The sequence below is a fragment of the Polaromonas sp. P1_F2 genome (genome assembly GCF_056405735.1).
This window is the reverse complement of the sequence record NZ_JBFUBN010000014.1, coordinates 119,503-137,627: the sequence shown is the minus strand read 5'-3', so window position 1 is coordinate 137,627 and position 18,125 is coordinate 119,503. Positions and strand designations below refer to the sequence as shown.

Annotated in this window: 21 protein-coding genes and 1 tRNA gene; 12 read left to right on the top strand and 10 right to left on the bottom strand. The window is 64.4% G+C overall.

What is annotated here, in order from left to right; all coding sequences use genetic code 11:
• Positions 1-351 (top strand): hypothetical protein (locus AC1D0O_RS22495; protein WP_477655716.1); only part of this gene is annotated, 351 nt, incomplete at its 5' end.
• Between the two features lie 672 nt (positions 352-1,023).
• On the opposite strand, the gene AC1D0O_RS22490 is transcribed toward AC1D0O_RS22495, so the two are convergent.
• From AC1D0O_RS22490 to AC1D0O_RS22475, 4 genes are all read right to left on the bottom strand, one after another.
• Positions 1,024-1,368 (bottom strand): hypothetical protein, encoded by a 345-nt coding sequence (locus AC1D0O_RS22490; protein WP_477651827.1) that lies wholly within the window; start codon positions 1,366-1,368, stop codon positions 1,024-1,026.
• Positions 1,368-1,586 carry a major capsid protein gene (locus AC1D0O_RS22485; RefSeq protein ID WP_477651826.1) on the bottom strand — a complete coding sequence of 73 codons (219 nt, stop codon included), beginning with the start codon at positions 1,584-1,586 and terminating at the stop codon, positions 1,368-1,370. The genes AC1D0O_RS22490 and AC1D0O_RS22485 overlap by 1 nt, the downstream gene beginning before the upstream one ends.
• Before the next feature lie 91 nt (positions 1,587-1,677).
• Positions 1,678-1,923 (bottom strand): hypothetical protein, encoded by a 246-nt coding sequence (locus AC1D0O_RS22480; RefSeq protein WP_477655715.1) that lies wholly within the window; start codon positions 1,921-1,923, stop codon positions 1,678-1,680.
• A 2-nt stretch (positions 1,924-1,925) separates the two neighbouring features.
• The gene (locus AC1D0O_RS22475; RefSeq protein ID WP_477655714.1) at positions 1,926-2,249 is read right to left on the bottom strand and encodes a hypothetical protein; all 324 of its coding nucleotides are present in this window, start codon (positions 2,247-2,249) and stop codon (positions 1,926-1,928) included.
• A 708-nt stretch (positions 2,250-2,957) separates the two neighbouring features.
• Here AC1D0O_RS22475 and AC1D0O_RS22470 point away from each other — a divergent pair.
• Positions 2,958-3,332: a hypothetical protein gene (locus tag AC1D0O_RS22470; RefSeq protein WP_477655713.1), complete on the top strand. Its 375-nt coding sequence runs from the start codon at positions 2,958-2,960 to the stop codon at positions 3,330-3,332.
• Here the strand turns inward: AC1D0O_RS22470 and AC1D0O_RS22465 are convergent.
• The 6 genes from AC1D0O_RS22465 to cysS form a co-directional block, all read right to left on the bottom strand.
• Positions 3,300-3,392: transfer RNA gene (locus AC1D0O_RS22465), tRNA-Ser, on the bottom strand. The genes AC1D0O_RS22470 and AC1D0O_RS22465 overlap by 33 nt on opposite strands.
• A 35-nt stretch (positions 3,393-3,427) precedes the next feature.
• A complete protein-coding gene (locus tag AC1D0O_RS22460; RefSeq protein WP_436153983.1) occupies positions 3,428-4,696 on the bottom strand; it encodes an aspartate kinase in 1,269 nt (422 codons plus the stop codon).
• A gap of 133 nt (positions 4,697-4,829) precedes the next feature.
• The gene (gene tilS, locus AC1D0O_RS22455; RefSeq protein ID WP_477655712.1) at positions 4,830-5,789 is read right to left on the bottom strand and encodes a tRNA lysidine(34) synthetase TilS; all 960 of its coding nucleotides are present in this window, start codon (positions 5,787-5,789) and stop codon (positions 4,830-4,832) included.
• Between the two features lie 30 nt (positions 5,790-5,819).
• The gene (locus AC1D0O_RS22450; protein WP_477655711.1) at positions 5,820-6,797 is read right to left on the bottom strand and encodes an acetyl-CoA carboxylase carboxyltransferase subunit alpha; all 978 of its coding nucleotides are present in this window, start codon (positions 6,795-6,797) and stop codon (positions 5,820-5,822) included.
• Positions 6,798-6,824: 27 nt separating this feature from the next.
• The gene (locus AC1D0O_RS22445; protein WP_477655710.1) at positions 6,825-7,532 is read right to left on the bottom strand and encodes a DNA-3-methyladenine glycosylase family protein; all 708 of its coding nucleotides are present in this window, start codon (positions 7,530-7,532) and stop codon (positions 6,825-6,827) included.
• A 61-nt stretch (positions 7,533-7,593) separates the two neighbouring features.
• Positions 7,594-8,970: a cysteine--tRNA ligase gene (gene cysS, locus AC1D0O_RS22440; RefSeq protein WP_477655709.1), complete on the bottom strand. Its 1,377-nt coding sequence runs from the start codon at positions 8,968-8,970 to the stop codon at positions 7,594-7,596.
• Between the two features lie 320 nt (positions 8,971-9,290).
• On the opposite strand from cysS, the gene AC1D0O_RS22435 reads away from it, so the two are divergent.
• From AC1D0O_RS22435 to AC1D0O_RS22390, 10 genes are all read left to right on the top strand, one after another.
• Positions 9,291-10,355, top strand: a complete 1,065-nt coding sequence (locus AC1D0O_RS22435) for a YybH family protein (protein ID WP_477655708.1) — start codon at positions 9,291-9,293, stop codon at positions 10,353-10,355.
• An 87-nt stretch (positions 10,356-10,442) separates the two neighbouring features.
• On the top strand, positions 10,443-11,681 hold the full coding sequence (locus tag AC1D0O_RS22430) for a L,D-transpeptidase family protein (protein ID WP_477655707.1): 1,239 nt from the start codon (positions 10,443-10,445) through the stop codon (positions 11,679-11,681).
• On the top strand, positions 11,681-12,376 hold the full coding sequence (locus tag AC1D0O_RS22425; protein WP_477655706.1) for a peptidylprolyl isomerase: 696 nt from the start codon (positions 11,681-11,683) through the stop codon (positions 12,374-12,376). Before AC1D0O_RS22430 ends, AC1D0O_RS22425 begins: the two co-directional genes overlap by 1 nt.
• A 34-nt stretch (positions 12,377-12,410) precedes the next feature.
• Entirely contained in the window at positions 12,411-12,920 is a 510-nt protein-coding gene (locus tag AC1D0O_RS22420; RefSeq protein WP_436153974.1) for a peptidylprolyl isomerase, read from the top strand.
• 13 nt (positions 12,921-12,933) lie between these two features.
• A complete protein-coding gene (locus tag AC1D0O_RS22415) occupies positions 12,934-13,737 on the top strand; it encodes a UDP-2,3-diacylglucosamine diphosphatase (RefSeq protein ID WP_477655705.1) in 804 nt (267 codons plus the stop codon).
• Between the two features lie 51 nt (positions 13,738-13,788).
• Entirely contained in the window at positions 13,789-14,559 is a 771-nt protein-coding gene (locus AC1D0O_RS22410; protein WP_477655704.1) for a M90 family metallopeptidase, read from the top strand.
• A gap of 131 nt (positions 14,560-14,690) precedes the next feature.
• A complete protein-coding gene (locus AC1D0O_RS22405) occupies positions 14,691-15,578 on the top strand; it encodes a hypothetical protein (protein ID WP_477655703.1) in 888 nt (295 codons plus the stop codon).
• Positions 15,579-15,613: 35 nt separating this feature from the next.
• A complete protein-coding gene (locus AC1D0O_RS22400) occupies positions 15,614-16,225 on the top strand; it encodes a sigma-70 family RNA polymerase sigma factor (protein ID WP_477655702.1) in 612 nt (203 codons plus the stop codon).
• Positions 16,222-17,397 carry an ankyrin repeat domain-containing protein gene (locus tag AC1D0O_RS22395; RefSeq protein WP_477655701.1) on the top strand — a complete coding sequence of 392 codons (1,176 nt, stop codon included), beginning with the start codon at positions 16,222-16,224 and terminating at the stop codon, positions 17,395-17,397. The genes AC1D0O_RS22400 and AC1D0O_RS22395 overlap by 4 nt, the downstream gene beginning before the upstream one ends.
• Positions 17,398-17,489: 92 nt before the next feature.
• Positions 17,490-18,095 (top strand): DUF4337 domain-containing protein, encoded by a 606-nt coding sequence (locus AC1D0O_RS22390; RefSeq protein ID WP_477655700.1) that lies wholly within the window; start codon positions 17,490-17,492, stop codon positions 18,093-18,095.
• Positions 18,096-18,125 lie beyond the last annotated feature (30 nt).

Genomic DNA, 18,125 nt, shown 5'->3' with positions numbered 1-18,125 from the left:
AGGGTGACGGTGCGCTCTGACTTTGACGGGCCGGTGCCGCTGGGCGTGCCAGGCTTCATGCAACCGAGCGTGCCGGGTTCGCACTTGCCGTCCGGGTCCTCTCCCATCTTCTTGGTGACGGACTCTATGTTTTTTCCGTCAGCGCTTGTCGTGGTGGTGGTGACTGAGCCGCCGCCTCGACCGTCGCTAACGGTTTTTGTCGTGGTGGTGGACCCGTCCGGATTAGTCACCGTCGTGCTGGACTCTTTGGACTCCGTCGCCGGCGTCTTATCGGTGGTAGTCGGGCTGCTGGATGTGGGCGGGCCGTTGCTCTGGCTAATGCACGTGTCTTTGCCGTTGACGGTGCCGTAGGTGTAGCCAACGGGACAGAAACGGTCCTCAGGGATAGGCTGACAGCTAGGGACACCCGATGCGAAATACACGCGCCTCTGCCCTGCTGGGCACTCTGGCTCAGGTGTTGGCGGCGTGGACGTGGTGCCGGTCGATGGCAAGCTGGGAAGTGTGGATGTGGCCGAGTCGCACGCCTCAGCTTTGCGCACCAGCTCCCAGGTCGCGTAGGTCTGAACCGGGTTACCCGAGGTCACGGACAAGCCAAGGTCCAGCCGCGGGACTGCTGAGGTCACGCAGTTCTGATGGCAGGTATTGAATGGGTTAACCTTTTCGCCGGCAACAACGCCGCGATGAAAGCCTACGGTGCCCGCCACACACGCATTGATATCACAGGACGTTAGCTGAAAGGACCAGTTCGAGGTCCCCGCATATTGGCCCGTCGCAACGCTATGCGATGTGCTGGACCCGGTAATGAGCCCGGTAGTCTCATTAGCAGTGGCCAGCGTCGCGACGTAGCTAAAGCCCTGATAAACACCCGTGTTGGCCGTAGCAAACTGAGCACCCGCTACAGCGGCAGTCGTACACGCGTTGGAGTTGTACTTCCAACCTGCATTAGCGGACCCGCAAGTGATCAGTGACAGAACAGCCAGTACACCGCCAGCAACAAGAACGCGAAGACGACCAAATCGATTGTCATGATGGAAGGTTGTCATGTTTAAACATGCCGATCAGAGTTTTGACGCCGAGGAAGGCGATGAGCAACAGCGTGTACTGCCCGATGAGCGGCGAGTAGGTGTCAAGCCAGGTAGGCCTATCGCACGGCAGAGGGACCACAGGCACCAGCTGGACCGTGACTGCGCCCGTAGGCGAGATTTTTTGATATGAGAGGTCACCACCGATGGCAGTGAGGTTAGAAACGCCGCTGCAGGTCATCACGGTTCCGTCAGCGAGGACGGACGAGACAACGCTGCAGCGGGCGTTCAAGGCTTCGCCTACGCTGAGGTAGCAGACCCCCTCGGAATTGAAGCCTGCGGCCATCAGCGTTTCTTCAACATGCCGATGAGCATGTAGACGCCGAACAGGGCCGCGAACAGGATCAGCAGCGAACCGCCGACCGACATGCCGTCAGCCTTGGCGGTATCGATGCCGGCCTTGGCCGAAGTGACCAGTTCGCTGTCCACGGCGTGCGCCAGGCCCACGCTCAGGGACAGGATGAAGCCGGTAATGGCGGCCCACAGGGTTTTGACTTTCAACATACGTTTTTCTCCTAAGTGGTGGCCCGAGAAATTCGGAACTACACCCCATAGACCCGGGCGCTTCACAGCGTTGCGGGCCTACAGGCTGGAGTCACTTTCTGACAATCTGCAATTGCTTTTCAGCCTGGATTTCCAACTGAGCGGCGCGCTTACGCATCACGCGGGCCATCAGCTGGAGTTGCGCGGCGGAAGGCGGGCGCAGACGACGGACCACAAAGTGCCCAACCGCCTGCAATTCCTCCTTGATCCACGAACCAAAAAAGGCCCCGCACGCGCCGGTCACAAATGCCAGCGTTAGCAGAACGTTGACCAACTCAGCGAGGGTTTCCGCTGGCATGGTCAAGCCGCAGCAGCAGCGCCAGGAGCACGCTTGAGCTGGTTAGGTGCCACAGGGGTCAAGTCGGTCAACGAGGCGATCACGTCGCCCTTGTTGAGGCCCCACTGAGCGACTTCGAGGGAGAAGGCAGCGCGGAACGTGCCCACTTTCACTTTCTCGCGCATGCCCTCGGGGATGCGAAGTCGCCCGACTTTCTGCAGTTCGCCGTTATCGTCGAGCAAAGCTGTTTGAGCCGTGTAAACCATGTACTTCGACTGGTCCTTCGGGGAGGTTTTTTCGACGGGTTCGTCGACCTTGAGAATCTGAATCGTTGAAGAAAAAGACATATTGATTTCCTTTAGGTTTGACAGTGGACTTAGCGCCACCCTGAAGCCCTCAGCGCGAAGGCTTGGGGGTAGGGCTTAGGGAGCGCACCCCACTGCGGTTTCGACCCGGCAACCGCGCCGCTCAGCCTCACACGAGGACAGCACCGACATCAAAAGGGCCAGCAGCACCATCACGAGGGCCGACAACACTTCGGCGGGTTTCATGCGACAACCCACACGAACTCTGTAGGCCAGGGCTTCACGGTGCCCGTGGTGGTCCAAAACTCGCCCAGGCGAACGCGGGCGACGGTAGCGATAGCGCCACCAGGAAAGCGCACCTTGCAGCCTTTGACGACGGCGCGACGGCGGGTGTTGTCGAGGTTGGAGCGCTTGGGGGTGCACGCCCCCTGCCCATCCGCGCCACCAGAGGCACCCGGAGGGTTGGAATTTTCAGCAGGGGGAGTGCTTCGAGACGCCGCGCAATCAGGCGCCGTGCAGTCGTTAGGGTTGCCGCCAATCCTGTCGGCTGGACAGTGAGCGCAGCACAGGACGTTGAGTTGAGAGGAAAAGGACATGCCTTGCGACATGGTCCCGGTACCGAGGTAAATCATGGAGTGCCTTCCAATAGTTGATTGATAATTACCCACATAAAAGGGTAAATACACGTTTCAACGTGTAAACGTAATGTACACGCTATTGCGTGTACAAATCAACCACGGAGCAGCAAAAATGCCATTAGCCGACACCATTGAACGAGCAGCGGAGATCGCGGGAAGCCAAACGGCACTCGCAAAACTCATTGATGTCACGCCTCAAAATCTGAGCGACATCAAGAAGGGCAAGCGCGCATGCGGGCTCAAAAAGCGGATACAGCTAGCGGAAATAGCTGGTGTGGATCGCCTACGAACAATCTTCGAGTACTTTGAAGATTCTCTAGACGCAACGGATGAATACGAGGCCCAAGCGAGAGCCACGATCCGGGCAATGCTCGATGCATTCCCACCGGAAACAGACGGACTGCCAGTGCCAAAAGAAAAACCCCTGCAAGCAAAAAGCCTACAGGGGTTATCTTGGCGGAAACGGAGGGATTCGAACCCTCGATGAGGCTCTACACCCCATACTCCCTTAGCAGGGGAGCACCTTCGGCCACTCGGTCACGTTTCCAATAAATCGATTATCTCACGACTTGCAGGCCATTTTCAGGCGGAAGGCTGGTCCAGGTCAAAAGCCTTGTGCAGGGCGCGCACCGCGAGTTCCATGTACTTCTCGTCGATGACCACCGAGGTCTTGATCTCGCTGGTGGAGATCATCTGGATGTTGATGCCCTCTTCGCTCAGCACGCGGAACATCTTGCTGGCGATGCCCACGTGGCTGCGCATGCCGATGCCGACAATGCTGACCTTGCAGATCTTGGCATCGCCGGTGACTTCCTGCGCGCCCAGCTTGGGGACAACTTGGGTCTTGAGCAGGTCGACGGCCTTGGAGTAGTCGTTGCGGTGGACGGTGAAGCTGAAGTCGGTCTTGCCGTCCTTGCTGATGTTCTGGATGATGACGTCGACTTCGATGTTGGCGTCGGCAATGGCGCCCAGGATCTGGTAGGCGATGCCGGGGGTGTCGGGCACGCCGAGCACGGAAATTTTGGCTTCATCGCGGTTGAAAGCGATGCCCGATACGATGGCTTGTTCCATGTTTTCGTCTTCCTCAAAGCTGATCAAAGTGCCTGACTTGGCCTCTTCGTTGATATCGATGTCCCATTCGGTGAAGCTGGATAGCACGCGCAGCGGCACCTTGTACTTGCCGGCGAATTCCACCGAGCGGATCTGCAGCACCTTGGAGCCCATGGAGGCCATCTCCAGCATCTCCTCGAAGCTCACGGTATGCAGGCGCCGCGCCTCGGGCACCACGCGCGGGTCGGTGGTGTAAACGCCGTCGACGTCGGTGTAGATCAGGCATTCGTGCGCCTTGAGCGCCGCGGCAATCGCCACCGCCGAAGTGTCGGAGCCACCGCGGCCCAGCGTGGTGACGTTGCCGCCCTCGTCCACGCCCTGGAAGCCGGTGATGATGACGACCTTGCCGGCATCGAGGTCGGCGCGCACGCGTTCGTCGTCAATGGACTCGATGCGGGCCTTGGTGTAGGCGTTGTTGGTCTTGATGGTGACCTGCCAGCCGGCGTAGCTCACGGCCTGCATGCCTTCGGCCTGCAATGCGATGGCCAGCAGCGCGCTGGAGGCCTGCTCGCCGGTGGCGGCCAGGGCGTCGAGTTCGCGGCTGTAGGCGTCGCCGGCTTTGGCGGGCGCCAGTTCCTTGGCCAGGCCCAGCAGGCGGTTGGTTTCGCCACTCATGGCGCTGGGGACAACGACCATCTGGTGGCCGGCCCGCGCCCACTTGGCCACGCGTTTGGCCACGTTGCGGATGCGCTCTGTCGAGCCCATCGACGTGCCGCCATATTTATGAACGATCAATGCCATTTTCTGGGGGTCAATCAGGAAGTTGTTGCGAATTTTTTGGTGGTCGTTACCGGCAAAAAGCGCTGTTTGACAGGCTTTTAGCGGCTCTGCGGCGCCAGCAAAGCCTTCAATTATACCTAGGACTACTACCTGGTTAAGCAGGCTTATCCGCCGCCGCCTCGTAGCGCAGCACCGCGCCGTCCCTCGTGACGTGGCCCGTCGCCACCTTGAGATGGATGCGGTGCCCGCGCGTGCTGCAGGCGGCAATCTGCGAGAGCAATTGATCGAGCTGCGCGGCGCTGGGCGTGGCGCCGTGGGACTCCAGCAGCCAGTGGCGCAGCACATTGGCCTGGCGCGGCGCGGAAAGCGCGCGCAGGGCAGCAATGGCGGGCGGCGCACCGACGCGCGCCAGGTCTTCGCGTGCCACCTCGGACAGCAAGACCTGCGCCTGGGCGGCATGTTGGGCGCTGCGGGCGAAGGTTTCGCGAAACTGCGGAAAGGATTCAGCCAGGGCCGGCAACAGGCGGGCGCGGATGCGGTTGCGGGTGTAGCGCTCGTCGCTGTTGGTCGGGTCGTCGACAAACGGGATTTTCTGTTCGACCAGCCAGCCCCGCAACGCCGCCGCGGGAATTTGCAGCAGCGGCCGCAGGAACAGCACACCACCGCGCTCAAAGCGCGCCGCCATCGAGGCCAGGCCCGGCAGGCCCGCGCCGCGGCTCAAGGCCAGCAGCAGGGTCTCGACCTGGTCGTCGGCATGCTGGCCCAGCAGCACGGCGGACAGGCCTTTTTCGGTGGCAGCCTGCGCCAGCGCGGCATAACGCGCCAGCCGCGCGGCATCCTCGGGGCTCTGGCCGGCCGCGTTGCCGGCCTGCACGCGCAGCACCTCAAGCGGAACATTCAGGCGCGCGCAGGTGGCCTCGCACACGCGCACAAATTCCTCGGCGGCGGCCTGCAGGCCGTGGTGGATATGCAGGGCCGTCACCCGCCCGGGCCAACGCTGCGCGGCCGCCAGCAGCAAGGCCGTGGAATCGGCGCCACCGCTGTAGGCCACGCCCAGCGGAAAAACAGGATCAAGAGAGTCCAGCGCCACCAGCGCCGGGTTGGGGTTGCTCACGCCGTGCCCGGCGCGCAGCCAGCCGGCGGCTTATTTGGCGTCGGCCTTGGTGTCGGTAAAGCGGCCATAACTTTGCAGGCGTTCGTAGCGGCGGTCCAGCAGTTCCTTGACCTTCAGGTCGCTGACCTGGCGGAAGGCGTCGTTGAGGGCGCGCTTGAGGAAGGCCGCCATCTGCTTGTGGTCGCGATGGGCGCCGCCCACGGGTTCATTGACGATCTTGTCGATCACCCCCAGGGCCTTGAGCCTGTGCGCGGTGATGCCCAGCGCCTCGGCGGCTTCTTGCGCCTTGTCGGAGGTCTTCCAGAGGATGGAGGCGCAGCCTTCAGGGCTGATGACGGAGTAAATCGAGTACTGCAGCATGACTACCTGGTCGGCCACCGAAATGGCCAGCGCGCCGCCGGAGCCGCCTTCGCCGATGATGGTGGTGATGATGGGCACTTCGAGCTGCGCCATCTCGAAGATGTTGCGGCCGATCGCCTCGGACTGGCCGCGCTCTTCGGCGTCAATGCCGGGATAGGCGCCGGGCGTATCGACGAAGGTAAACACCGGCAGCTTGAACTTCTCGGCGGTTTTCATCAGGCGCAACGCCTTGCGGTAGCCCTCGGGCTTGCTCATGCCGAAATTGCGCAGGCCGCGCTCCTTGGTGTCGCGGCCCTTCTGGTGGCCCAGCACCATGCAGGCGGTGCCGTTGAAACGGGCCAGGCCGCCGACGATGGAGAGGTCGTCGGAGAAGTGCCGGTCGCCGTGCAGTTCCACGAAATCGGTGAAGATTTCGTTGATGTAGTCGAGGGTGTACGGGCGCTCGGCGTGGCGGGCAATCTTGGTGATCTGCCAGGGCGTCAGGTCGCTGTAGATGTCTTTGGTGAGTTGCTGGCTCTTTTTGGCCAGCTGGTCTATCTCTTCGGAGATGTCGACGGCGGACTCGGTCTGTACGTAGCGCAGTTCTTCGATTTTTCCTTCGAGTTCCGCGATCGGTTGCTCGAAATCAAGAAAGGTCTTCTTCGCCATGTGCTGCTCCTCAAGGCTTCCTGAAACTTAAATCTGCTCGGTACCCACGGGGGTACCCAGGACCGGTAATGGGTCCAAAGAGCGCCAAATATACCAAGTTGCGACGCTGCAGTACGGCGCCCAGGCGGCGGCCACCTCCCGCGCGTCGCTGCGGCTGACCGATTCGCCGGAAAAATAGTTCTGGCTGATGCCGCTGATCAGGCCGACGTCATCCAGCGGCAGGACGTTGGGACGCATCAGGTAGAAGATCAAAAACATCTCGGCCGTCCAGCGGCCGATGCCGCGGATCGCCACCAGCTCGGCGATGATGGCCTCATCGTCCATGGACTGCCAGTCCTTCACGTGCACCGTGCCGGCATCGAAGTTGATGGCCAGGTCGACCAGGTATTCGACCTTGCGCGAGCTCAGGCCCGCGGCCCGCATGTCGTCGACCTTGAGCCTCAGCACGTTGGCCGGGGTCATCTTTTTGGGCAAGGCCACAAAACGGTGCCAGACGGTCTGCGCGGCCTTGACCGAGATCTGCTGCCCCACGATGCTGCGCGCCAGCGTACCGAAGGCGTCGCCGCGGGCCTGCAGGCAGGCGTCGCCGAACTGCGGGATCAGCCGCTTCATGACCCGGTCTTTTTTGACCAGGTGCTTGCAGGCCTCGGCCCAATAGGCGGGAACCGCGGCGACCGGGCCCGGCACGTCTGCCAGCTCGGCGCTGGCGGGGCCGCTTTTGACGACCTGCTTCATGGCGCCCTGCGCAATGTCTGCGGGGTTGACAAGGGCTCGCGGCCGGGCGTGTAGTCAAAGGTCACGACTGGGCCTCCCAGGTGGTGCCTGCGGCGGAGTCCTTGAGCACAATGCCCTGGGCCAGCAAATCCTGGCGGATGCGGTCGGCTTCGGCGAAGTTTTTGGCGGCCTTGGCGGCGGCGCGCTGCGCGATCAGGCCCTGGATGCTGGCCTCGTCCAGGCCGGCACCGGCCTGCAGGTAAGCGCCGGGCTCGCCCTGCAGCAGGCCCAGGCAGGCGCCCAGGCTCTTGAGCAGCCCCGCCAGCGCGGGCGAGCGCGTCTTGTTGATTTCGCCGGCCAGGTCGAACAGTACGGCCACCGCCTCGGGCGTGCCGAAATCCTCGTCCATGGCTGCCTTGAAGCGGGCGGCAAACGGGTTGGCCCAGTCGATAGCGACGGCATCGGGCCTAACCCCGGCCAGCGCGGTGTACAGGCGCTTGAGCGCGTTGCGGGCGTCGTCCAGGTGGGCGTCGCTGTAGTTAAGGGCGCTGCGGTAATGCGTGCGCACCAAGAAGAAGCGGATGGTTTCGGCGTCGTACTGGGTCAGCACTTCGCGGATGGTGAAGAAGTTGCCCAGCGACTTGGACATTTTTTCGTTGTCCACGCGCACAAAGCCGTTGTGCACCCAGAAGCGGGCCAGCGGCTTGCCGTTCGCTCCCTCGCTCTGGGCGATCTCGTTTTCGTGGTGCGGGAACTGCAGGTCGGCGCCGCCGCCGTGCAGGTCGAAGGTCTCGCCCAGGGTCTGGCAGCTCATGGCCGAGCACTCGATGTGCCAGCCGGGACGGCCGGGGCCGTAGTCGCTGTTCCATTTGGCGTCATCGGGTTCGGTGGGTTTGGCGCTTTTCCAGAGCACGAAGTCCAGCGGGTCGTCCTTGCCGTCCAGCACGGCCACGCGCTCGCCGGCCCGCAACTCGTCCAGCGACTTGCCCGAGAGCTTGCCGTAGCCCGGGAACTTGCGGACCGAATAATTCATGTCGCCGCTGGAGCCGCGGTAAGCCAGTCCCTTTTTCTCCAGGGTGCCGATCATGGCCAGCATCTGCGGCACGTACTCGGTGGCGCGCGGCTCGAGCGACGGCGGCTCCATGCCCAGCGCGCCTATGTCTTTGTGCATGGCTTCGATCATCTCGTCGGTCAGCGCCCGGATGGTGATGCCGCGCTCGACCGCCCGCTTGATGATCTTGTCGTCGATATCCGTGATGTTGCGCACATAGGTCACGCGCAGGCCGCTGGCCTTGAACCAGCGCTGCACCACGTCGAAGGCCATCATCATGCGCGCATGGCCGATGTGGCACAGGTCGTAAATCGTCATGCCGCAGACATACATGCGCACATGGCCGGGTTCCAGGGGGGAAAATTCTTCCACGGCACGCGACAGCGTGTTGTAAATGCGAAGGCTCATGAAAATTGGGGTGGCGGGAGACGTCGGTTGAAAACCGACTATCGGTCGGACAAGGAAACAGGAAGGTTTATCTCACGGATGCCGGGGGCGGGCAAGGGCCGATCGGCGTACGCGCCAAAACGTGCGATAAAAAGGAAAAGTACGGAATCCGGGCGGCCATGGACTATACCCCCTCAGCTACAATCAGCCAGTATATCCAGCCCGATGGACAACATTCAGCGGCCCCCTCGGCCACCTGAAAAGCCGGGCTGTTTGGAGCGATTTTCTGCCCACGGCCATCAAACGGCCCCAGGGGACCCAAAACAATAGCGAGAGTTCTTATGCCCACGCAAAACTTTTTTAAACGCAAACCCCTGTCAGCCACGCTGCGCCTGCTCGTGGTGGCGGCCGCGCTGTCGATGTCCGCGGCCCACGCCGACGACTACGCGGATGTCAGCCGCCTGATGCGCGCCGGCCAGTATGCCGAGGCACTCGCCAAGGTCGACCAGTACCTCGCCAGCAAACCGCGCGACCCGCAGATGCGTTTCTTCAAGGGCGTGATCCAGACCGAAACCGGCAAGACCAACGACGCGATCACCACCTTCACCAAGATCACCGAAGACTATCCCGAACTCCCCGAGCCCTACAACAACATGGCTGTCCTGTACGCCGGCCAGAGCCAGTTCGACAAGGCCCGCGCCGCGCTGGAAATGGCCATACGCACCAACCCCAGCTACGCCACCGCGCACGAGAACCTCGGCGACGTCTATGCCCGCCTGGCCAGCCAGGCCTACAGCAAGGCGCTGCAGCTGGACGGCGGCAATGCGGCCGTCCCGCCCAAGCTGGCCCTGATCCGCAACCTGTTCTCCGCCGACGCCAAAGCCCAGCCGCAAGCCGCCGCCAAACCCGCCGCCGGCGCACAGGCTTCCGGCCCGGTGTCGGCCGCGCCGGCGCCGGCCGCCAAGCCAGCGCCTGCCGCACCCGCTCCCGTTGTAGTGCCAGCCCCCGCCGCAACACCGGCCCCGGCCGCCCCGGCTCCTACGCCAGCGCCCGCCGCCGCGACCGGCTCCGAGAAAGAAGTCGAAGCCGCCGTGCACGCCTGGGCCCAGGCCTGGTCCAACAAGGACATGAGCGGCTACCTCGGCAGCTACGGCCAGAGTTTCGACCCGCCCGGCAAGCAGGCCCGCAAAGCCTGGGAAGAAGACCGCCGCGCGCGCATCGTCGGCAAATCCAAAATCAACGTGAAGCTATCCAGCCTGTCCGTCACGGTGCAGGGCGCCAAGGCCACGGCCAGGTTCAAACAGGACTACAGCGCCGATTCGCTGAACATCTCCAGCCGCAAGACCCTGGACCTCGCCAAGGTCGGTGATCGCTGGGTGATCGTCAAGGAATCCACGGGCGGTTGATCGCCGGCGGCCGACCTGACCCCCGTGCATTGCCCTGCCCGTCCTCGCCTCCTCTTCACCGGCCGGCAACCCGTTTTGGAAACCAGCATGAAGAAGGTGCTCACAGCCCTTTTTTTCATGGCTCCTTGCCTGGTGCCGGCACTTGCGCCCGCCCGCGCGGAAGCCGCCACCAAGGCCACGGCGCGCGCCACCGCCTCACCGCAACGTGAGCCGCGCGACAGTGAAGCCGAAGCCCGCTTGATTGAAATCTACAAGCTGATAGGCCAGGCCAACCCGCGCGAAGCGTTGCGCAAGGCCGAAAGCCTGGTCAGGGACCACCCCAACTTCCAGCTCGCGCAACTGGTCTACGGCGACCTGCTGGCCGGCTTCACGCGCCCGCTGCGCGCGCCCGGTGACTTGCCCGAAATCACCGCCAGCAAAGCCGCGGCCCCGCTGCTGGCCGAGCTGCGCCAGGAGTCGCTGCTCCGGCTGCGCGCGCTGCGCGAGCGCCCGGCGCCGGGCACCGTGCCCTCGCAGTTCCTGGCCCTGTCGCCGCGCAACAAGCACGCGATCGCCGTCGACGCCTCCAGGTCGCGCCTGTACCTGTTTGAAAACACCGCCACCGGCATCAAGCTGGTGGCCGACTACTACATCTCGGTCGGCAAGTCCGGCATCGAAAAATCCGTCGAAGGCGACCTGCGCACGCCGGTCGGGGTGTACTTCATTACCAGCAACCTGGACCCGAAATCGCTGCGCGACTTCTACGGCTCGGGCGCGCTGCCCATCAACTACCCCAACCAGCTCGACGTCAAGCGCGGCAAGACCGGCGGCGGCATCTGGCTGCACGGCACGCCGCCGGCGCAATTTTCGCGGGCGCCGCTGTCCACCGACGGCTGCGTGGTGCTGGCCAATCCCGACCTGGAGCGCATCATCCGCACCGTCGAGGTGCGCAGCACGCCCGTCGTCATCGCGCACAACCTCAAATGGGTGGCGCCGCAATCGCTTACGGCCGACAGCAAGTCCTTTGAAAGCGTGCTGCAGGGCTGGCACAGCGCCAAGTCCAGCGGCGACATCGCCAGGCTCACCGCCTGGTACACCCCCGACTTCACGAGCTACGGCAAGACCCTGGCCGAATGGACACCGGCCCTGCAGACCGAGATCAAGCAACTGGGCGGGCGCGACATCCAGCTCAAGGACGTGTCTTACCTGCGCTGGACCGACAGCACCGACACGATGGTGGTAACCTTTGGCGAGCTGGTCAAAGGCGCCAAGACGGGCCGCACCAAACGCCAGTACTGGGTCCGCCAGGGCAGCCAGTGGAAAATATTCTTTGAAGGAACCATTTGATGGCAGTTCACCCCGCCTTTTTGCCCCTGCGCCGCGCCTTGCTGGCCGCAGCCGCGGCAGGCCTGGCCTTCGCGGCCGGCCCGGCGCTCGCGCAAACCGCGCCCAAGGTCAAGTTCGTCACCAGCGAAGGCGACTTCGTGGTCGAGGTCTACCCCGACAAGGCTCCCAAGACCGTTGAAAATTTCCTGCAATACGTCAAGGACAAGCACTACGACGGCACGATTTTTCACCGCGTGATCAGCAACTTCATGGTGCAGGGCGGCGGCTACGATGCCACCTACGCCGAGAAGAAGACCCGCCCGCCGGTGCCGCATGAGGGCCGCGAGGCGCTCGCCAAGGGCGGCCCCAAAAACGTCGTCGGCACCCTGGCCATGGCGCGCACCAACGACCCCAATTCGGCCTCGTCGCAGTTCTTCATCAACGTGAACGACAACGACTTCCTGAACCCCACCGTCATCCCGCCCGGCGACCCGGTGCCCAAATTCGAATACCAGGGCCGCGTCTACGAAAACACGCCGCGCGCACAACTCGTCAACGCGCCCCAGCTCTACGGTTACACCGTGTTCGGCAAGGTCGTCAGCGGCATGGACGTCGTCAACAAAATCAAGTCAGTGCCGACAGGCGCGGGCGGCCCCTTCCCGACCGACGTTCCCAAAACGCCGGTCCTCATCAAATCAGCAACCCTCGTCAATTAATTCATTCATTGACCTTCCCCTACAGGACACCATCATGAGCAAACCCAGAGTCGAACTGCACATCGCCGAATACGGCGTCATCACACTGGAACTGGACGACGCCAAAGCGCCCAAGACCGTCGCCAATTTCCTGAACTACGTCAACAAGGGCCACTACGCCAACACCGTGTTCCACCGCGTGATCCCCGGCTTCATGGTGCAGGGCGGCGGTTTCGAGCCCGGCATGAAACAAAAGCCCACCGACGGCGAAATCGAGAACGAAGCCAACAACGGGCTGAAGAACGACAACTACACCGTCGCCATGGCACGCACCAACGCGCCGCACTCGGCCAGCTCGCAGTTCTTCATCAACGTGGCCGACAACGGCTTCCTGAACCACACCGCCCCCAGCGCTTCGGGTTGGGGCTATGCCGTGTTCGGCAAGGTGATTGCCGGCACCGACGTGGTCGACAAGATCAAGGCCGTCAAGACCGGCCGCAAAGGCTTTCATGACGACGTCCCGATGGAAGACGTGATCATCCAGAGAGCCATTTCGCTGGACTGAGCCCCAGCCGCCGGTGAACACCCCCCAGGCCGTCCCCCAGATCGCGGAGCTTTTGGCGCCGCCGTCCTGGCGCACGGTCGATTTCATTTCCGACCTGCACCTGCAGGCCGGCGAACCGGCCACCTTCGAAGCCTGGCGGCATTACCTGGAAAGCACGCCCGCCGACGCGGTCTTCATCCTGGGCGACCTGTTTGAAGTCTGGGTCGGCGACGATGCCGTCGGTGAAGATATGGCTTCTCCCGCCGCCGCTTTTGATGCGCGCTGCGCGCAGGCCATGGGCGAAGCAGCCGGGCGGCTGGCGTTGTTCTTCATGCACGGCAACCGCGACTTCCTGGTCGGCCAGACCCTGATGGACCTGTGCAACACCACCTTGCTGCACGACCCGACCGTGCTGGAGTTTCCCGCGGCCTCGGGCCGGCGCTGGCTGCTCTCGCACGGTGATGCCCTGTGCCTGGACGACACCGACTACATGGAATTCCGCCGGCAGGTGCGCAGCCCCGAGTGGCAGCACGCCTTCCTGGCCAAGCCGCTGGCCGAGCGCCAGGACATCGCGCGCGCGCTGCGCCGGCAAAGCGAGGCGCGCAAGCAATCAGGCGCGTCCTATGCCGACGTCGATGCCGAGGCCGCCCGCCAGTGGCTGCGCGCGGCCAAGGCCCCCACGCTGATCCACGGCCACACCCACAAGCCGGCGCTGCACGACCTTGGCGACGGCCTCTCGCGCGTGGTGCTCAGCGACTGGGACCTGGCCGCCCCTGTGCCGCGCGCCGACGTGCTGCGCCTGGGCGCCGGCGGCTTGCAGCGCATTGCCCTGTGCTGACTTCTTTTCATTTTTGTTTTTCGCCTTGCCCCTGACCAAGACACCCACCCCATGCTGAACTGGTTACGAACGCTGGGGCGCCAGAGCGCCCCTACCAAGACCATTCCCGACACCCTGTGGATGGACACCTTGCTGCAGTTCCCCTTCCTGGCCCGCCGCCCGGTGACCGAACTGCAGCAGTTGCACGAACTGGCCGGAAAATTCCTCAAACAAAAGGAATTCACCGGTGCCCACGGCCTGCAGGTGACTGACGAGATGGCCGTGGCGATCGCCGCGCAGGCCTGCCTGCCGGTGCTGCACCTGGGCCTGCGCTGGTATGACGACTTCAAGGGCATCGTGGTGCACCCCGGCGCCATGCTGGCGCGCCGCGAAGTCACCGACCAGGCCGGCGTGGTGCACCGCTACAGCGAAACCCTGCTGGGCGAAGCCATGGACGGCGGCCCCGTCACCCTGAGCTGGCAGGAGGTCGCCGCCGCGGGCAGCGCGGCCGAGCACGGGCACAACGTCGTGATCCACGAATTCATCCACAAGATCGACATGCGCGACGGCGCGGCCGACGGCTGCCCGCCCTTGCCCACCCGCAGCGCCCTGAGCGCATGGCACTCGGTGATGCAGCCGGCGTTCGACGAGTTTTGCGAAAAAGTCGCCATGGCCAAGCGCTTCGGCGCCGCGCCGCCGTGGCTGGACGACTACGGCGCGGGCTCCCCGGCCGAGTTTTTCGCCGTGGCCTGCGAGGCCTACTTCGTCAACCGCGAACGTTTCACCCAGGATTTCGCGCCGATGACGGTGTTGTTCGATAAATTCTTCATCCCTGCCAAATAACAGGGAAGGCAGCGGTGGCTTCCAGCACCGTTGCCGGGGGTTGTGAGCGGCTTTTGGCACTTTGAACCCTTCTTAACCCCTTTCCCCTCCTTGCTTCGTTTCATGGGGCTCCACCACCTTCCGGAGCCCCCATGAAACCCCATCTCCTTCCCGCTTCCATCCTGCTGGCCCTGTCCGCCTGGGCCCTGCCGGCGCAGGCCGTCGGCCGCCTGGCCGACATCACCGTGGTAGACCGCAACACCGGTGCCACGCTGCCGCTGTACTACCACCGCGGCGACTACTGGGTGGCCGGCCAGTACGGCGCCAAATATGCGATTGCCGTACGCAACAAGCTCGGCGAGCGGGTGCTGGCCGTGACCGCCGTCGACGGCGTCAACGTGCTGAGCGGCGAAACCGCCGCCTGGGGCCAGACCGGTTATGTGTTTTCACCCTGGCAGCAATACCAGGTGACGGGCTGGCGCAAAAGCAGCAGCGAAGTCGCGGCCTTCGAGTTTTCCGCGCTCGGGGATTCTTACGCCGGCCGCACCGGCAGGCCGGCCAACGTCGGCGTGATCGGCGTGGCGCTCTTTCGCGAACGGCTGCCCGAGCCGGTGGCCCAGGCGCCCGCCTATTCCAGCCGCGACCGCAGCGAACGCGAGGCCGACGCACCCGCCAGCCTGCGCGGCGCCCCAGCCCCGGCGGCCCCCGCAGCGGAATCACTGGCCGAGCGCATCATGGGCGGTGCGGATGCGTCCGCTTCCGCCGAGGGCGCGCTCAGGAAGCAGCAGGCCGCCCCGATGCCGGCGCCCAAGCTGGGAACCGGCCACGGTGCCCGCGAAAGCTCGACGGTGTCGCACACCAGCTTCGCGCGCCTGCAGGCCCAGCCCAACGAGGTGATCCGCATCCGCTACGACAGCCGCGAGAATCTGGTTGCCGCCGGTGTGATCCGTGAACCGGCAGCACGCGACCCCATTCCCGATCCCTTCCCGCAATCAGGCAACGCATCCTATGTCCCGGATCCTCCATTGCGCCGGTACTGAAAAAATGCCGCCGCTGCGCCGTGATAATCTGGCGCATGCCCCGTGCCCCGACGCCCGACGACGCAGCCGAAGACAGCGACGAATCGCTGATGCTGCGCTATGCGGCAGGCGACATCGCAGCTTTCGACGCGCTCTACGCGCGCCACGAGCTCGGCGTGTGGCGTTATGTGTTTCGCAGCGTGCGGGTGCAGGCGGTGGCTGACGACCTGCTGCAGGACGTGTGGTTTGCGGTGGCCCGCAGCGCACCCACCTACAAGGTGTCTGCGCGCTTCAAGACCTGGCTGTTCACCATGGCTCACAACCGGCTGATTGATTACTTTCGCACCGCGCGGCACCACGTGAGCATTGACGGCAACGGCGGTGACGACGGTGAAGGCGGCGAGAGCCCCGGCCTGGGCGACACGCTGGCCGCCGATTCGGGCTTCGGCCCCTTGCGCCGACTGGAGTCCAGCGAGCAGGCGGCGGCCTTGATTGCAGCGGTCGAGCGCCTGCCCCGCGAACAGCGCGAGGCCTTCCTGCTGCAAGCCGAAGCCGGCCTCAGCGTGGACGAGATCGCTGCCGCCACCGGTGTGAATTTCGAGACCGCCAAAAGCCGCCTGCGCTATGCACGAAACAGCTTGCGCCAGCAGCTACAGGAGTTTGCATGACAGAGCCTGACCGCAGCCCGCCCGGCGATGAGCTGACGCAGCGCTACCGCGAAGCCAGCGCGCAGGATGCGCGCCGGCCCGGCGCGCATGTGCGGGATGCGGTACGTGCCCACGCGCAGATGGTGATCGAGGCCGGCCGGCAAACCCCGGCCGTCGGCAGTGGTACACCCACGCCCTCCGCCGCCAACCAGTCGCGCTGGAAGATCTCCGCCCTGGCGGGCCTGGCGCTGGCCGGCCTGACCGGGCTGCTGGTGCTGCAATTCGACCGCGGCACGGACGAGGAAAAAGACCTGGCCTTCGGCCAGCCCAGCGCGAGCGCGCCACCGGCAGCGGCTACGGCTCCATCCACCCCACCGGCCCCGGCGGCTGCGGACGCTGCAGCGCCGCAAGCACCCCAGGCCGACAACCGCAGCGGCAAAGCCAGGCAGGCTGAGAGCCCTCCAGCAGCACCGAAAGCGCCCGCAGCACCCGTCGCACCCGCGGCGAAAAAATCCACAACCCAGCCGTCCGTCAGCGGCTCGACGGCACCCAAGGCGGAAGCCGAAGCCGCGCGGCCGCCCCCGCCAAGCCCGGCGCCTTCACCGGCGGCCCCGCCGCCACCCGCGCCGGAGATCGCCGCGGCACAGGAACGCCGACAGCCCGAACAGTCTGCACGCCAGGCCGACTCCGCAGTGGGAGGGTTCACCGCCTCCCCGGCACCTGTGCCGCAAGCCGCGCCGGCCGCTCCTGCCGCCGCAGCGGTCCAGCCCCCTGCTCCCGTGGCTGCACCGGCACCCGCTGCGCCTGCTGCGGCTGCACCCGCCGCAGCCGCCCGTGCCGCTGGGGCGCTGCAAGAGAAACGGGAAAGGCAAAGCCCGCCGGAGGCCCTCTTCCTGAAGGAAGCGCCGGGCATACCCAAACTGGCGGGCGCGTTGCAGAACGCGGCGCGCGCGGGCAAGCTGTCGCAAGTGGAGCGCCTGCTCCAGCAAGGCGCCGCACTCAACGCAGCCGACGCGGCGGGCCGCACGCCCCTGATACTGGCCGCCATGCAGGGACACACGGCCGTGGTCCAGCGCCTGCTGGCGGCGGGCGCGAACCCTGCGCTGATCGACAACGACGGATTGAATGCGCAGCAGCACGCGCGGCGCCTGGGATTTGACGGGATTGCCCATTTGATCGAAGCGGCGCGCTGACCTCGCGGCCAGGCCGGGCCGGGCGCCGGCGGGCGCGGGGTACCATTGCAGCCCGCTTGCCCGCTAATTCTTTTTCACGAACAGGTTCATCCATGGATATAGATCCCCTTGAAGTTGCCAAGGGCGACGACGCCGACGATGCATCTTTCGCGCAGTACCGCAAGCTCAACCAGTTCGTGGCCATCACGATTGCCCTGCTGGCCACCTTCATGGGTATCTGCAAGGTCAAGGACGACAACATCGTCCAGGCGATGCAGCAGGCGCAGGCCAGCAAGCTGGATCACTGGAACTTCTACCAGGCGCGCAACATCCGTGAAGAAGTCGCCAAAAGCACACTATTGCAACTGCGGCTGGCCGCCCCGTCACAGCCTGCTTCGGAACAAGCCAATTACCAGAAGGCGATTGCGCAGTACGAGCAGGTGGCTGCCGAGCAGGCCCGAAAAAAAGACGAGCTGAAAACACAAGCAGAGCAGGACCAGAAAGACTATGACGCCGCGAATTTTCGTGATGACCAATTCGACCTGGCCGACGCCCTGCTGGCCATCGCCATTTCGCTGCTGGCCGTCACGGCGCTGACCCATTTCTGGTGGCTCTACTTCCTGGCCCTGGTGCCCACGGGCTTTGGCGTGATGATGGGCCTGGCTGGCCTGGCAGGCTGGGGCATTCACCCCGATACGCTGATCCGGCTGCTGTCCTAGCAGCTCAGGACGGCCTTCAATCCCGGGGTA